This is a genomic window from Rhodococcus sp. PD04, from assembly GCF_035918275.1.
GTDB classification, from domain to species: Bacteria; Actinomycetota; Actinomycetes; order Mycobacteriales; family Mycobacteriaceae; genus Rhodococcus; species Rhodococcus rhodochrous.
The window spans coordinates 4,831,467-4,845,521 of record NZ_CP142143.1 but is presented as its reverse complement, the minus strand read 5'-3'; the positions used below and the strand labels follow the sequence as shown (position 1 = coordinate 4,845,521).

15 protein-coding genes and 1 pseudogene are annotated in these 14,055 nt (G+C 67.5%); 7 read left to right on the top strand and 9 right to left on the bottom strand.

The window, feature by feature from the left end:
- Positions 1-28: 28 nt before the first annotated feature.
- The 6 genes and pseudogenes from U9J23_RS22100 to U9J23_RS22075 all read right to left on the bottom strand — a co-directional run bounded on the left by U9J23_RS22100 (position 29) and on the right by U9J23_RS22075 (position 4,286).
- On the bottom strand, positions 29-781 hold the full coding sequence (locus tag U9J23_RS22100; RefSeq protein WP_326600474.1) for a DUF2637 domain-containing protein: 753 nt from the start codon (positions 779-781) through the stop codon (positions 29-31).
- A complete protein-coding gene (locus U9J23_RS22095; RefSeq protein ID WP_326600472.1) occupies positions 778-951 on the bottom strand; it encodes a hypothetical protein in 174 nt (57 codons plus the stop codon). Before U9J23_RS22095 ends, U9J23_RS22100 begins: the two co-directional genes overlap by 4 nt.
- Complete coding sequence (locus U9J23_RS22090; protein WP_326600470.1) at positions 948-1,829, bottom strand: replication protein; 882 nt, start codon at positions 1,827-1,829, stop codon at positions 948-950. Before U9J23_RS22090 ends, U9J23_RS22095 begins: the two co-directional genes overlap by 4 nt.
- A gap of 206 nt (positions 1,830-2,035) precedes the next feature.
- Positions 2,036-2,389: pseudogene (locus U9J23_RS22085) on the bottom strand (amino acid permease); the annotation flags it as partial.
- Positions 2,382-3,635, bottom strand: a complete 1,254-nt coding sequence (locus tag U9J23_RS22080; RefSeq protein ID WP_016692537.1) for a Glu/Leu/Phe/Val dehydrogenase dimerization domain-containing protein — start codon at positions 3,633-3,635, stop codon at positions 2,382-2,384. The pseudogene U9J23_RS22085 and the gene U9J23_RS22080, both read right to left, overlap by 8 nt.
- A 141-nt stretch (positions 3,636-3,776) precedes the next feature.
- Positions 3,777-4,286, bottom strand: a complete 510-nt coding sequence (locus U9J23_RS22075) for an Lrp/AsnC family transcriptional regulator (protein ID WP_085470080.1) — start codon at positions 4,284-4,286, stop codon at positions 3,777-3,779.
- A gap of 186 nt (positions 4,287-4,472) precedes the next feature.
- Here U9J23_RS22075 and hppD point away from each other — a divergent pair, with 186 nt between their 5' ends.
- Positions 4,473-5,678: a 4-hydroxyphenylpyruvate dioxygenase gene (hppD, locus tag U9J23_RS22070; protein ID WP_229566300.1), complete on the top strand. Its 1,206-nt coding sequence runs from the start codon at positions 4,473-4,475 to the stop codon at positions 5,676-5,678.
- Positions 5,679-5,686: 8 nt separating this feature from the next.
- On the opposite strand, the gene U9J23_RS22065 is transcribed toward hppD, so the two are convergent.
- Positions 5,687-6,127: an SRPBCC family protein gene (locus tag U9J23_RS22065; RefSeq protein WP_085470082.1), complete on the bottom strand. Its 441-nt coding sequence runs from the start codon at positions 6,125-6,127 to the stop codon at positions 5,687-5,689.
- Positions 6,128-6,276: 149 nt separating this feature from the next.
- On the opposite strand from U9J23_RS22065, the gene U9J23_RS22060 reads away from it, so the two are divergent.
- The 5 genes from U9J23_RS22060 to U9J23_RS22040 all read left to right on the top strand — a co-directional run bounded on the left by U9J23_RS22060 (position 6,277) and on the right by U9J23_RS22040 (position 11,158).
- Positions 6,277-7,404 carry an NDMA-dependent alcohol dehydrogenase gene (locus U9J23_RS22060; RefSeq protein ID WP_006554686.1) on the top strand — a complete coding sequence of 376 codons (1,128 nt, stop codon included), beginning with the start codon at positions 6,277-6,279 and terminating at the stop codon, positions 7,402-7,404.
- 66 nt (positions 7,405-7,470) lie between these two features.
- Positions 7,471-8,097 carry a TetR/AcrR family transcriptional regulator gene (locus U9J23_RS22055; RefSeq protein ID WP_085470083.1) on the top strand — a complete coding sequence of 209 codons (627 nt, stop codon included), beginning with the start codon at positions 7,471-7,473 and terminating at the stop codon, positions 8,095-8,097.
- A 93-nt stretch (positions 8,098-8,190) separates the two neighbouring features.
- Positions 8,191-9,402, top strand: coding sequence for an acyl-CoA dehydrogenase family protein (locus U9J23_RS22050; protein WP_059382787.1), 1,212 nt, complete (start codon positions 8,191-8,193; stop codon positions 9,400-9,402).
- Positions 9,399-10,427 carry a phosphotransferase family protein gene (locus U9J23_RS22045; protein WP_064059846.1) on the top strand — a complete coding sequence of 343 codons (1,029 nt, stop codon included), beginning with the start codon at positions 9,399-9,401 and terminating at the stop codon, positions 10,425-10,427. The genes U9J23_RS22050 and U9J23_RS22045 overlap by 4 nt, the downstream gene beginning before the upstream one ends.
- Positions 10,424-11,158 carry an SDR family NAD(P)-dependent oxidoreductase gene (locus U9J23_RS22040; protein ID WP_059382801.1) on the top strand — a complete coding sequence of 245 codons (735 nt, stop codon included), beginning with the start codon at positions 10,424-10,426 and terminating at the stop codon, positions 11,156-11,158. Before U9J23_RS22045 ends, U9J23_RS22040 begins: the two co-directional genes overlap by 4 nt.
- 4 nt (positions 11,159-11,162) lie before the next feature.
- Here U9J23_RS22040 and U9J23_RS22035 read toward each other — a convergent pair whose 3' ends face one another.
- Entirely contained in the window at positions 11,163-12,542 is a 1,380-nt protein-coding gene (locus U9J23_RS22035; RefSeq protein ID WP_059382802.1) for a cytochrome P450, read from the bottom strand.
- A gap of 95 nt (positions 12,543-12,637) precedes the next feature.
- Here U9J23_RS22035 and U9J23_RS22030 point away from each other — a divergent pair, with 95 nt between their 5' ends.
- Complete coding sequence (locus U9J23_RS22030) at positions 12,638-13,258, top strand: TetR/AcrR family transcriptional regulator (RefSeq protein WP_085470086.1); 621 nt, start codon at positions 12,638-12,640, stop codon at positions 13,256-13,258.
- Positions 13,259-13,318: 60 nt separating this feature from the next.
- Here U9J23_RS22030 and U9J23_RS22025 read toward each other — a convergent pair whose 3' ends face one another.
- Positions 13,319-14,041, bottom strand: coding sequence for a hypothetical protein (locus tag U9J23_RS22025; protein WP_059382804.1), 723 nt, complete (start codon positions 14,039-14,041; stop codon positions 13,319-13,321).
- Positions 14,042-14,055: the final 14 nt, after the last annotated feature.

Genomic DNA, 14,055 nt, shown 5'->3' with positions numbered 1-14,055 from the left:
GGGGCGGGCGCTTTTCGTGTTTCCGGAGTCAGCTCGCGGCCGCGACGGGAGCCTCCGTCGCGCGCTGCTCTTTCACCCATCGATAGACGCGATCCTTCGAGACTCCGAGCTTCGCTCCCGCGTCGCGGTAGGTGACTCCGTCCGCGACGAGACGGAGAGCCCGGTCGCGGAGTTCGTCGCCGTCGCCGGCCGTCGCGATCCGCCGCGGCTTCCGTGCGACCGGCGTCGCCTTCGGTGCGACGGAAGCTTCCGCGACGGGCTCGGGATCCGGCGCGACGCGGAGCAGTGCGACGGGAGCCGGCGTCGTCTCGAGCTCCGTCTCGTCGTCGACGGGAGCGGCGTCGCGATCCCGGTCCGTCCCCGGCTCCGTCTCGTCGTCGCGGTGCTGTCGTGCGAGCTCGATCGCGAGATGTGTCGCGGCGAGCGTGACGAGCGGCAACACGACGGCGATCCCGACTCCGACCGGCGACGCCGTGAGTTCGTAGGCGTGGATCCCGTTCGCGACGACGGACGCGACCGTTCCCGCGACGAGCAGGAACCACGCGTACCCGCGACCGCGACGCGTCTTCGCGACCGCAGCGGACGCCGTCGCAGCGATCGCGAGCCCGTCGAGCGCAATCGGGAGCGTCCACGCTTGTTCGGTGGGGAAGTGGTACGCGACGGCGAGCTCGGAGAGAGCCGTGAAGCTCCGGAAGAAACTCGCTCCCGCGACGGCGAGAGCGGCGATCGCGGCCGCGACGACGGCGAGCGAGACGGAGCGGAGTCGAGCGAAGCTGTTCATCGGGTGCCTTCCCGTCCGATAGCGGAGTACAGGTTCGCGACGAGCGAGAGGTACGCGTCGCGGTAAATCGTGTCAGCGGCGAGCGTGTTCTCGCCGATCCGGGAGAGTCCGGCGTCGACGACGGTTTGAGCGTCGGCGAGCGCGGCGATTACGACGGCGTCCGGGATCACGCGGCGCTCCGTCCGGTCGAGCGGCACGCGCAGCGAACGGCGAGATCGTCGTCATTCAAGACGAAGCCGGTCCCTTCGCACTCCGAGCACTTCGGAGCCGCGACGGACGGACGAGGAGCGGGGAGAGCCTGCCACAAGCGCACGTAGCCGTGAACGTGCATCGTCGGATTGTCCGGGCGGTGGGCGCGCTTCGCGGCGTCGACGAGACGCTCGATCCCGTGGGAGCGGATGCTCTCGAGGATCGCCTTCCGCTGCTCGGAGCGGATCCGGGAGTACGAAGCCGGGAGTCCGGCGGCGAGCGTGGCGGTCTCGAGCTCGGCGAGCCGACGATCGTCTTCCGAGCGGATCTCGCGAGCCTTCTCTTCGATCTTCCCCAACAACGACGACGCCGTCTCGACGTGCTCGACGTGAGCGTCCGTCGCGGGCCCGTGGTTGTTGTTGGTCTCCGTTCTTTGTGCTCGGTCCTTTGTAAGAGCGCCCGGATCTCCGTTGTCCGCGTCTCCGCGGCCCGGTTTCCTGGGCCCCGGCTCGGGAGACGGATCTCCCGGCTCGACGGGCTCTTCGTAAACGGTCTGGATCGTGGACCACTGGCCGCGCTCGTTCTGCACCTTCTCGCGCACGAGGTATCCGAGCGACTCGAGCTCGCGCATCGCGGTACGGATCGCTTCGCGGCCTTCGCGCGGAGACTGCTCGGCGATCGCCTCCGAGCGCGTACGCCAATCGGCGGGCTTCGAGAGAAGCCAGATCAACACGCCGCGGGCCCGGAACGAGAGACGCTCGTCGTTGACGACGGCGTTCGACGTGATCGTGAAGTGATCGGCTCGACGCGGTCCGCGACGGATTCCGCCGGACGCGTTCGCGTTGCTACGCTGTGTCATGTTCGACTCCCACATAGTCGGACGATCGCCCGTCGTGAGTGGCTGCTCACGGCGGGCTCTTTTTCTGTTACGGGCGGGACATTGCCACACCGAACCGTATGTGTCCAGAGCGCGCAAATAGCCTCCGATCGGACGTGAATCTGTCCGTTCGGAGGCTTGCAACGCTGTGACCAGCGGCGTTATTGGGGGGGGTTATGCAACGGGAACCAGTACAACCACCCGATGGTCCGGCCCGCGACAGGACCGAGGGCGTTCTCGGTGTGTTCGGAGAAGGCGCCGCTGGCGGGGTTGGCCGCGGCCATCTCACCCATCATGCGCATCACGAACACGACGAGCACGGCTGCGACGAGGAACGAGATCAGGATCGCCGGGCCGGCGACGGCGATGCCCGCCCCCGACCCGACGAACAGGCCGGCCCCGATGGCGCCGCCGAGGCTCATCATGACGAGCTGGCGGGGCCGCATGGCGCGATGCAGGCCGGCGGTGCTCTGGGCGCCGGTCGTCGTCCCGGCGGTGCCCAGAGCGCCGGTCGTCGTCGCCGTAGCCAGGGTGTCAGTCATCGATGCGCTCCCCGGCCGGGACCAGCTGGTCGAGTGCGATCTCGAAGGCGGTCGCGGCGAGCCCGGTGAGCTCGGTCGACCGGTCGTGGCAGCGGCGCAGTGCCGTCTCGATGGTGGTGGACACATCGCCGAAGATCGCGGCGTCGGAGACCTCCACGTCGCCCTCCATGAGCTGGGCGAAGGCCCGGGCCATGCCGCAGTTGGCGATGAAGTCGGGGATCACGGCGACGGACTTGTCGGCGTGCTCGTAGGTGGGGCCGTAGAAGATCTCGTCGTCGGCGAACGGGACGTTGGCGCCGGAGGCGATCGACTCGAGTCCCGCGGCGACCATGCGGTCGACCTGTTCGCGGGTGACGAGGCGGCTCGCGGCGCAGGGCAGGAAGATCTCGGCTCCGAGATCCCAGATGCGGGCGTTCACCTCGTCGAAGGGGATCATGCGGTCGCTGCGCAGGGCGTTGCCGTCGCGCTCGAGCAACAGGGTGCGGACCTCGTCGAAGGACAGACCCTCGGGTGCGAGGATGCCGCCGTCGCGGTCGATGATGCCCACGATCGAGGCGCCGGCCTGGGCGAGATAGTAGGCAGCGGCAGCGCCGACGTTGCCCCAGCCCTGTACCACGACGCGCTTGCCGGCGAGGTCGGTGCCCCGGTAGACGAGCTGGTGATGGCGGACCGACTCGGCGACGCCGTATCCGGTGATCAGGTCGGCGACAGTGTATTTCGTGCTGGTCGCGGGGGTGAACCGCGCGTCCTCGACGACCTTCGCGACGCCGAGTCGCAGCTGGCCCACACGCTGGATCCGCTGGCGCTCGTCCTTGCCGAAGTGTCCGTTGACGACACCTTCCTGCGGGTGCCACAGGCCGTTGGACTCGGTGAGCGGAACGACCTCGTTCATCTCGTCGACGTTGAGGTCGCCGCCGGTGCCGTAGTAGGCCCGCAGCAGGGGAGTGACGGCCGCGAACCAGCGGCGCAACACGCCCTCCTTGCGGGGGTCGGACGGATCGAAATCGATGCCCGACTTGGCGCCGCCGATCGCGGGTCCGGAGACAGTGAACTTGATCTCCATGGTCTTCGCCAGCGACTCGACCTCGCGTCGGTCCAGGCCGCGGCGCATGCGGGTGCCGCCGCCGGCCGCGCCGCCCCGCAGCGAGTTGATGACGACCCAGCCCCTGGCGGTGGTCTCGGTGTCGTGCCACTCGAAGACGATCTCGGGGGCTTTTTCTTCGAATCGCGTCAGCAGGTTCTTCATGGCGAAAGACTGTGACGGCAGTAACAAATGCCGCGCAACTGTGCTTCGGCGAACTGTGCAGCGTGCGGAGGGCCCGGATGCCCGAAGCGCTTTTTTCTGTGCAATCCGGCTAGTCGGAGACGGATTGTGGGCGTGATCGGCTCAGCGGCGGTAGGCCGGTGCCTTCGCGGATCGTTCCGGCTCGAGGGTGCGGAGCAGCGGCATCGCCCGGTAGTGCACCACTTCCGACAGCACCATCACGCTCGTGGACCGCGCGACGATCGAGGAGCGGTTCAGCTCGATGAGGGTCTGCTGGAGACCGAGATGGGATTCGGCCCCGATCCGGCACAGCACGTCGCCCGCGCCGGTGGTGGCGAACGCTTCGAGCACCCCGGGGATGCCTTCGAGGACCTCGGTGACGTCTTCGAGCGCGCCCTGCACGATCTCCATCGTCACGAACGCCTGCACATCGAAACCTGCTGCGGCGAGGTTGATCCGGGGTTCGTAGCCGGCGATCACCCCGGTCTCCTCGAGGCGTCGCAGGCGAGCCGAGACGGTGGCACGCGCGACCTTCAGTCGACGGGACAGTTCGAGCGCGCCGATCTTCGGGTCGGCGTGCAGGGCCTCGAGGAGAGCGAAATCCAATTCGTCCAGCTGCACGGGCTCGCGCATCGCGGTTCCTTCCCATCGAGCGCCGAAAACTAGCCCGATTGTATAGGTGAGTGTGCGAATTCCGGCGGATTCCAGTCAGTCGGACCAGTTGCCGAAGGCGACGTTGCGTCGCACCGACGGGTGGGTTTCTCCTGGTGACACACGACACAACGACTGTGCCGCAGTGAGCGGCAGGAGGTTGCAGCGATGACTCTGGAATACACCCTGACCGACAGCGAACGACTCGCTCAGCTCGACGCCGAGGAGCTCCGGCGCCTGGTCGGTCTCGTGGAGTACGACAGCGAACGGGACCCCTTCCCCGTCAGCGGCTGGGACGCCGTGGTGTGGGTGGTCGGAAACGCCACGCAAACGGCGCACTACTACCAGTCCGCCTACGGCATGGAACTCATCGCCTATTCCGGACCCACCACCGGCAACCGCGACCATCACGCCTACGTACTGCGCAGCGGCGCCGTGCGATTCGTGATCAAGGGTGCGGTGGATCCGGACAGCCCGCTGATCGAGCACCACCGCCTCCACGGTGACGGCGTCGTCGACATCGCCCTCCAGGTCCCGGATGTCGACAAGTGCATCGAGCACGCCCGGAAGCAGGGGGCGACCGTCCTCGAGGAGCCCTACGAGATCAGCGACGAGAACGGCACCGTTCGCATCGGCGCCATCGCGACCTACGGCGACACGCGGCACACGCTCGTCGACCGGTCGCGCTACAACGGCCCGTACCTGCCCGGCTACGTCGAGCGCACCTCGACCTACCGCAAGCGTGAGGGTGCGCCCAAGCGCATCTTCCAGGCGCTCGACCATGTCGTCGGCAACGTCGAACTCGGACGCATGGACGAGTGGGTCGACTTCTACAACCGCGTCATGGGTTTCACGAACATGGCGGAGTTCATCGGTGACGACATCGCGACCGACTACTCGGCGCTCATGAGCAAGGTGGTGTGCAACGGCAACCACCGCGTGAAGTTCCCGCTCAACGAGCCGGCGATCGCGAAGAAGCGTTCGCAGATCGACGAGTACCTCGACTTCTACCGGGGACCGGGCGCACAGCATCTCGCCCTGGCGACCAACGACATCCTCACTGCGGTCGACCGGTTGCGCGAGGAGGGCGTCGAGTTCCTCGCGACTCCCGATGCGTACTACGACGATCCGGAGCTGCGCGCCCGTATCGGTGAGGTCCGGGTGCCGATCGAGGAACTGAAGAAACGGGGCATCCTGGTCGACCGCGACGAGGACGGCTACCTGCTGCAGATCTTCACCAAGCCCGTCGGCGACCGCCCGACCGTGTTCTTCGAGCTGATCGAGCGCCACGGCTCACTCGGCTTCGGCAAGGGCAACTTCAAGGCGCTGTTCGAGGCGATCGAGCGGGAGCAGGCCGCGCGCGGCAACTTCTGATTCCGGTCCTAGACGAGCTGACCGAGCCGCGTGCGCAGCGCGTGCTCGGTCTGCCGGATCGCCGTTCCCACAATCGGTTCGATGAGCATGCCGAGTGTGCGGCCGGCGATCCCGCCGGGCAGTCGGTAGCCGAAGTCGACGTCGAGCCGTGTCGCGTCGCCGAGGTCCGTGAAGGTCCACGACGACGCGGCGCGGAATCCGGCGATCGAGTCGAGGACGATCACGCGATTGCGTTCCCATTCGACGACTTCCACGCGCGAGTCGAGATCCTTGGGGCCGATCCGCATGGTCGAGTCGTAGACGGCACCGAGGCCGGATATCTGCTCGCCCACGGGTTGGAAGCGGGCCACTCCGAACATCCATTCGGGGACGTTCCGGTAGTCGTCGACGTAGGAGAACGCGAGGTCGACGGGGATGTCTGCGACGGCGCTGTGGCGGACGTGAATCATGGCGGAGCCCTTCACGAGAAGTTGTCTGTTACCGAATGTAGCGGGTAAATGGCCGCTGCGGAAGAGTTCCGAACCCGTTGCTCTAACGTCCGATAAGTGTTTCAATGCCGTGACGCACGTCACACACACTTTCGGTTCAGGAGGCTCGGGTGAAGACGAAGGCAGCAGTCGTCAAGGGAATCAACCAGCCGTGGGAGATCGAGGAGATCGATCTCGGCGATCCCGTCGCAGGTGAGGTGCAGATCCGCCTCGCGGCCTCGGGTCTGTGCCATTCCGACGAGCATCTGCGCTCGGGGGCGACACCGCTTCCCTCCTTCCCGGTCCTCGGTGGTCACGAGGGCGCGGGCGTGGTCACCAAGGTGGGCCCGGGAGTACGGGGTCTCGAAGAGGGCGACCACGTCGTCCTCGCGTTCATCCCCGCCTGTGGCCGCTGTCGGGCCTGCGCCAAGGGCATGCAGAACATCTGCGACGAGGGTGCCGGCCTGCTCACCGGTCAGGCGATCTCCGACAAGACCTACCGCGCGACGCTGAACGGCGACCCGGTGCTGCAGATGTGCCTGCTCGGCACGTTCGCGCCGTACGTCACGGTCAACGAGGCGTCGGTCATCAAGATCGAGAAGGACATCCCGCTCGAGAAGGCGGCCCTGCTCGGATGCGGTGTCGCGACCGGCTGGGGTTCGGCCACCGAGATCGGCGGCACCAAGCTCGGCGACACCGTAGTCGTCATCGGTGTCGGCGGTGTCGGCATCAACTCCGTCCAGGGAGCGGCGCACGCCGGGGCGCGGTTCGTCGTCGCGATCGACCCGGTCGAGTTCAAGCGGCAGAAGGCCAAGGAGTTCGGCGCGACGCATGTCTTCGCGTCGATCGAGGAGGCCGCACCGGTGATCGGTGAGATCACCTGGGGTCAGATGGCCAACGTCACCGTCATCACCGTCGGCGAGATCACCGGCGACATCATCGGCCCCGCACTGGGTCTCACCGCCAAGGGTGGCCAGGTCGTGGTCGTCGGCATGGGTCACGCCACCGACTCGCAGGTGACGATGAGCCTGTTCGAGCTGACGCTGCTGCAGAAGCGTCTGCAAGGGGCCATCTTCGGTGGCACCGGTCCGCGCTCGCAGATCCCCAAGTTGCTCGAGCTGTACCGGAACGGGCAGCTCGATCTCGACAACCTCGTCACCAAGACCTACAAGCTCGAGGACATCAACGAGGGCTACGCCGACATGCACGCCGGCAAGAACCTCCGCGGCCTCGTCCTCTACGGCGAGGACGACTACTGATCCTGAGAGCGGCTGTTGATCCTGCGAGCGCCGAGGTCGCCGGAGCCGTCCCTTACGGTGTTGAGCATGGACACGCGTGAGGATTCGGTTTCCGGCGACGTCGGCTCTTGGCGGGACTACGGCCCGACCGACCTGCCGAAGCCGCTCGCCGCTGCACTCGAGGCGTTCGCCGAACGCGGTTACGACGGCACGTCCATCCGCGAGGTCGCGTCGCGGTCCGGTCTGTCGGTGCCGGGTCTGTACCACCACTACCCCTCGAAGCAGGCGCTGCTCGTCTCGCTCACGACCACCGTGCTGCACGACCTGCTCGCCCGCAGCCGGCAGGCGATCGCCGAAGCCGGACCCACCCCCTCCGAGAAGTTCGACGCCGTCGTCGAGTCGCTGCTGCGCTTCCACATGTTCCGCCGCGATCAGGCGTTCGTGGCGTCGACCGAGATGCGCAGCATGGAACCCGAGGCCCGCCGTGCATTCGTCGCCCTGCGCGACGAGCAGCAGCGCATGATCGACGAGATCGTCGAGGCCGGTGTCGCCGACGGCACCTTCTCCACGCCCTATCCGAAGGACGCCAGTCGCGCCGTGACGACGATGTGCGTCGCGGTGGCGAGCTGGTACCGGCCGGACGGTTCGCTGTCGCCGGACGAGATCGTGCACCGCTACCTGCAGGTCGCGCGGAACGCGGTCGGAGCGAGGTAGCCGAGCACCCCTTCCGGGCTTGACCCGATGGCGGGGATATGCCACCGTGAACTCGACCGAGCGATCGATCGGTCGGTACGGAAGGAGCTCAGCATGACGGTCGACCTGTCCTACTCGGATCACGTCCGGGACCTCATCGCGCGGACCGAGCAGTTCATCCGCGACGAGGTGCTTCCCGTCGAGGACGCCCACGGTGGCGACATCACCGCGGCCGGTGGCGACGCGATCCGGGCGGATCTGCAGAAGGCCGCCAAGGCTGCCGGTGTCTTCGCTCCGCACGCGCCCGTCGAATACGGCGGCCACGGCCTGAACATGTCCGACCGCGCCCCGGTCTTCGAGGCCGCGGGCTACTCGCTCTTCGGCCCCACCGCGCTCAACATCGCCGCCCCCGACGAGGGCAACGTGCACATGCTCGCGCACATCGCCAGCGACGAGCAGAAGCAGCAGTTCCTCGCGCCCCTCGCCGCCGGTGACGTGCGCTCGGCCTTCGCGATGACCGAGCCCGCCCCCGGTGCCGGCGCCGACCCCAACGCTCTGAACACGCGCGCCGAGAAGGTCTCCGGTGGCTGGAAGATCAACGGCCGCAAGCACTTCATCACCGGTGCCGACGGTGCCGGATTCTTCATCATCATGGCCCGCACCTCGGGCGAGCCCGGTCAGCGCGGCGGCGCCACGATGTTCCTCGCCCCCGCCGACACCGCGGGCCTGAAGGTCGGCCGCCACATCAACACCCTCGACCGCTCCATGATCGGTGGTCACTGCGAGGTCGATTTCGAGGACCTGTTCGTCCCCGACTCCGCCGTGCTCGGCGAGGTCGATCAGGGCTTCGCCTACGCGCAGGTGCGTCTCGGCCCCGCCCGCATGACGCACGTGATGCGCTGGCTCGGCGCCGCCCGCCGCGGTCACGACACCGCCGTCCGCTACGTCGCGGAGCGTGAAGGATTCGGCTCCCGCCTCGGCGATCTCGGCATGATCCAGAAGATGATCGCCGACAACGAGATCGACATCGCCGCGACCCGCGCACTGCTCGTGCAGGCGTGCTGGGAACTCGACCAGGGTTCGCACGCCTCGAACGCCACGTCGATCGCCAAGACCTTCGCCGCCGAGGCGATCTTCCGCATCGTGGACCGCTCCGCTCAGATGTGCGGCGGTCTCGGTGTCTCCGAGGACCTTCCGATCGCACGCCTCACCCGCGAGGTCCGGCCGTTCCGCGTGTACGACGGCCCGTCCGAGGTTCACCGCTGGGCCATCGCCAAGCGTGCCGTCGGCGCCGTCCGCAAGGCAGCCCGCGAGGCCGCGAAATGACCGCTGTGCACGAGGGACTCGACCTCGCCGTCCTCGAGCGCTTCCTCGCCGATTCCGGCGTGACCGTTCAGGGTGAACTTCGGGCGGAGCTCATCTCGGGCGGCAAGTCCAACCTCACCTACGGGCTGCTCGACGAGAAGTCCCACTGGGTGCTGCGTCGCCCTCCGACCACGGGTCTGACCCCGTCGGCGCACGACGTCGCCCGAGAGTTCCGCATCACGTCGGCACTGAAGGGCACCGGTGTGCCGGTCGCGCCCACCGTCGTCCAGTGCGAGGACGACTCGGTGATGGGTGCGCCGTTCACCGTCGTCGAATTCGTCGACGGACGTGTGGTGCGCAGCAAGGCCGACCTCGATGCGCTCGGTGACGACGAGATCGACCGCTGCGTCGGTGAACTCGTGCGCATCATCGCCGAGTTGCACAACGTCGACTTCGAGGCCGTCGGTCTCGGGGGACTGGGCCGGCCGGACGGCTACGTGACCCGGCAGGTGAAGCTGTGGGCGAGCCAGTGGGGCCGGGTGAAGACCCGCGAACTGCCGGACCTCGAACGGCTGCACGCCGCGCTCGCCGGGTCGATTCCGGAATCGCCCGCTCCGTCGATCGTGCACGGCGACTACCGCATCGACAACACCATCCTGGACCCGAACGACCCGGCACGCGTCGTCGCCGTGGTGGACTGGGAACTGTCCACCCTCGGCGACCCGCTCACCGATCTCGCCATGATGTGCGTGTACCGGCATCCGGCGCTCGACGACATCCTGGGCTTTCCGGCGGCATGGTCGAGCGACCGCCTGCCGGCGGCGGACGACCTGGTGCAGCGCTACGCCACTGCGTCGGGTCGCGACATCGCCAACTGGAATTTCTACATGGGTCTGGCCTACCTCAAGCTCGCCGTCATCGCCGAGGGCATCAACCATCGGTGGCGTGCCGGTGCGACCATCGGCGACGGTTTCGACCGTGCCGGTGAAGCCGTGCCGGACCTGGTGGCAGCAGGACTCGCAGCACTGAAGGGAGCACACGCGTGACCAGCGCGCTCGTGACCGGAGCCTCGAGGGGAATCGGCCTCGGTATCGCAACCCGCCTTGCCGAACGCGGCTACGCGCTGACGATCAGCGCCCGCGGAGCGGAACGCCTCGAGAGTGTCGCCGAGCGTCTGCGGGAAGCGGGCGCCAAGGAGGTGCGCGCTGTCGCCGCCGATCTCGCCGATCCGGAAGCCACCGCCCGCGTCGTGGAGACGCATCGCGAGGCGTTCGGTTCTATGAAGGCGCTGATCCTCAATGCAGGTGTCGGCACGGCAGGCCCGATCGCCGAGTTCCCGGCCCGGCGGTTCGACAAGACGGTTGCCGTGAATCTCAACGCTCCGTTCGCGCTCATCCAGGCGTCGCTGCCGTTGCTGCGCGCCGAAGCGGAGAACGATCCGGCCCGCGGATCGAAGATCGTTGCGCTCTCGTCGATCACGGGTGTCTACGCCGAGGCCGGTCTCGCCGCCTACGGTGCGACGAAAGCCGCGTTGATCTCGCTGGTGGAGACGCTCAACGCCGAGGAGTCCGGCAACGGCATCTCGGCGTCGGCGCTCGCCCCCGCCTACGTCGACACCGACATGTCCGACTGGATCAAGGACAAGATCCCGGCCGAGTCCATGATCGAGGTGAACGACGTCGTCGAGATCGTCGACGCGCTGCTCAAGTTGTCGTCGCGGGCCGTGGTGCCCAAGCTCGTGCTCAGCCGCGCGGGCGCAGGTCTCTACTCCGCCTGACTCTCTACACGGCCTGACGGTCGGGGTCGGTCGACCGCAGTCGCAGGTCGACCGGCTGCCCGTCGGACGGGAACGGCAACGACGTGAAGTCGAGCGGGGCGAGGTAGCCGGGGTCGACGTGCCACTCGAAGCGCAGAAGCAGTTGATGGACGATCGCTTTGACCTCGACCCCGGCGAAGTGCATGCCGAGGCACTTGTGGACGCCCCCGCCGAACGGCTCCCACGCGTAGCGGTGCACCTTGTCCTCGCGTCGATGCTCCGCGAAGCGTTCGGGGTCGAAACGTTCGGGCTCCGGCCAGTACTCCGGCATGTGGTGCGTGAAGTGCGGTGCCACGGAGACATACGTGCCGGCCGGCACGAAGTGTCCTCGGACCTCGGTGTCGCGCACGGCCCGTCGCGCCAGGACCGGGACCGGGGAGACCAGCCGGAGGCATTCCTTCATCACCAGATCGAGGCTGCCGAGCGCGTCGAGATCGGCGTGACTCGGTGCGGCGGTGCCCAGCGCGAGCGACTCGGCCCGGCACCGGTCCTGCCACTGCGGGTGTTGCCCGAGATACTGCATCATCGTCGAGATCGTGATGGTCGACGTGTCGTGCGCGGCCATCAGCAGGAAGATCATGTGATCGACGATCTCGTCGTCGCTGAACCGTTGTCCCGCTTCGGATTCGATGTGGCACAACACGGAGAAGAGATCGTCCGTCTCGCGCGAGCGTCGTGCCGGTAGATAGTGCCGGAAGAAGTCCTCGAGCACCCGGCGCCCGTCGAGTCCGCGCTTCCATCTGGTGCCGGGGACGGGATACCGGACGATCGAGGTCGCCGCCTGCACGCAGTCGATGAAGGCCTTCTTCACCGCTTCGATCTCGGTCGGTGTGGAGTCCTCGGCGCCGCCCATGAAGATGTCGGTGGCAAGGTCGAGGGTGAGTGTCTTCAGTGCCGTGTAGGCGCGGAATCCGTCGGTGGGAACCCACTTGTCGAGTTTCTCGGCGATCGACGGATTCATGGCGTCGACGGTCTTCTCGAGGCGTGACCGGGTGAACGCCTGCTGCATGATGCGGCGGTGCCGGAGATGTTCCTCCGAGTCGAGGAGCATGAGGCCACCGTGGAAGAACGGCCCGATCAGTGCCGACCAGCCGTCGCCGTTGACGAACGCCCGGTCCTTGTTCTGCAGCACCTCCTGGCATGCGTCGGGTCCGAGAACCGAGATCCAGCGTCGGCCGGCCGCCGAGAAGCAGGAGACCTCGCCGTAACGGTCCCAGTGCTTCTGCATCATCGCGAGGGGATCGCGGATGTATTCGAGGACGTGCCCGATGCCGGGTATTCCCGATCGCCCCGGGACCGGGCGCAGATGGGAGTGGGCGGGGGGAACCGCCAGGATCCGGGTCACGACGAACCTCCAGTTCTGCGGACATCTGACAGTAACCCCTGTCAGATTGGGGTGTAGTCTGCGTCACATCGATCGGGTCTGTCAAGATCGGTCCCATGACTTCCCCCGCGTCCCGCCGCTACGCCGGTCTGAGCGGCGAACAGCGTGTCGCGCTGCGGCGCGAAGCCCTGCTCGAAGCAGGTCTGGAACTGTTCGCGGCCTCGGGGAAGAGCGGCGCCACCATGACCGCCATCTGCGCACACGCCAAGCTGACGGAGCGGTACTTCTACGAGAGTTTCACCAGCAGGGACGATCTGCTGCAGCAGGTTCTCGACAAGATCGCCGACGAGGTGCGCGAGGCCGTACTCGCCGCCCTCCGCACGGGTACGGGCACACTCGAAGACCTCGTGCGGAACGCCATCGCGTCGTTCGTCGCGATCCTCACCGACGACCCGCGCAAGGGCCGGGTCTCGCTCATCGAGTCCGCCGGCTTCGAACCCCTGCGCACCCACAGACGAGCGTCACTACGGAGTTTCGCCCAGATGGTCGCCGACGAAGCGACCCGCATGTACGGCGACCGGGCGTGGCCGCCCGAGCGGGGCGAGATCAACGGACTGCTGTTCGTCGGGGGTCTGGCCGAACTGGTCACCGCGTGGTTGAACGACGAGATCACCATCTCGCCCGACGAGATCGTCGACGTGGCGACGCACCAGTTCCTCTCGACGGCCCACCGGTAGAGCCTGCCGGGTCAGTCGTCCCGACCGCGGTGCGGTCAGTCATCCCCGACCGCGGTGCGGTCAATCATCACCGTGGATCTCCTTCTCCTCGCCGCGGCGGCGCAGGAAGTTGAAGCCGGGCACGCCCACGATGGCCTGGCGGACGTCCTTCGCGACGAGGAGCAGTTCGTGGATCTCGGGGGAGACCGTGTCGAGCGTCGCCATGATGGGCAGGACCGAGTCGACCCGGTCGGTGATCTCGGGGAGCCGGTCGATGAGCTTGATCGCGGCGCGCAGTTCTTCCGGTGAGAACTCCTCGACGAACTGGGTGGCCAGGGGAGCGGCACGTTCGGCGAGGGGCTTGTAGGTCTCGAGCAGTTCCCCGGCGGCGTCGGTGCTGCGGCCCGCGGATTCGACGACGACCCGCGCGTCCGCCGCGACCACCGTCGCATCGCGCACGACCCCGCCTGTCGAGTCGATGATCTCCGTGGCCCGCGTGACCGCATCGGCCGCTTCCTCCACCACACCGATGGTCGAGGCGATCACCTGCGTGGCCTGCGCGACGGCCACCGACGCTCCCTCGACGATGTCGGTGGCGTCGGTGACCACGCTGTCGATGCGGCGGATCAGCGATTCCACCGAGCCGATGAGCGATTCGGCCTCGCCGAGCAGGCTTTCCACCCGCGCCGGGAGCGACAGCGCGAACTCGGCGGTCTCGCGGGTGCGTCCGAGCACGGTCCGGGTGACGTCGACGATGGAACCGGCGACCGAGAGTCCGAGCGCGGGCACAGGCAGCGAGATCATGTCGTCATAGTGCA

What these genes read in the sequence shown, in the direction of transcription:
- U9J23_RS22100 (WP_326600474.1), bottom strand. Translation starts at nt 781, where the DNA reads ATGAACAGCTTCGCTCGACTCCGCTCCGTCTCGCTCGCCGTCGTCGCG.
- U9J23_RS22090 (WP_326600470.1), bottom strand. Translation starts at nt 1,829, where the DNA reads ATGACACAGCGTAGCAACGCGAACGCGTCCGGCGGAATCCGTCGCGGA.
- U9J23_RS22080 (WP_016692537.1), bottom strand. Translation starts at nt 3,635, where the DNA reads ATGAAGAACCTGCTGACGCGATTCGAAGAAAAAGCCCCCGAGATCGTC.
- U9J23_RS22075 (WP_085470080.1), bottom strand. Translation starts at nt 4,286, where the DNA reads ATGCGCGAGCCCGTGCAGCTGGACGAATTGGATTTCGCTCTCCTCGAG.
- hppD (WP_229566300.1), top strand. Translation starts at nt 4,473, where the DNA reads ATGACTCTGGAATACACCCTGACCGACAGCGAACGACTCGCTCAGCTC.
- U9J23_RS22065 (WP_085470082.1), bottom strand. Translation starts at nt 6,127, where the DNA reads ATGATTCACGTCCGCCACAGCGCCGTCGCAGACATCCCCGTCGACCTC.
- U9J23_RS22055 (WP_085470083.1), top strand. Translation starts at nt 7,471, where the DNA reads ATGGACACGCGTGAGGATTCGGTTTCCGGCGACGTCGGCTCTTGGCGG.
- U9J23_RS22050 (WP_059382787.1), top strand. Translation starts at nt 8,191, where the DNA reads ATGACGGTCGACCTGTCCTACTCGGATCACGTCCGGGACCTCATCGCG.
- U9J23_RS22045 (WP_064059846.1), top strand. Translation starts at nt 9,399, where the DNA reads ATGACCGCTGTGCACGAGGGACTCGACCTCGCCGTCCTCGAGCGCTTC.
- U9J23_RS22030 (WP_085470086.1), top strand. Translation starts at nt 12,638, where the DNA reads ATGACTTCCCCCGCGTCCCGCCGCTACGCCGGTCTGAGCGGCGAACAG.
- U9J23_RS22025 (WP_059382804.1), bottom strand. Translation starts at nt 14,041, where the DNA reads ATGATCTCGCTGCCTGTGCCCGCGCTCGGACTCTCGGTCGCCGGTTCC.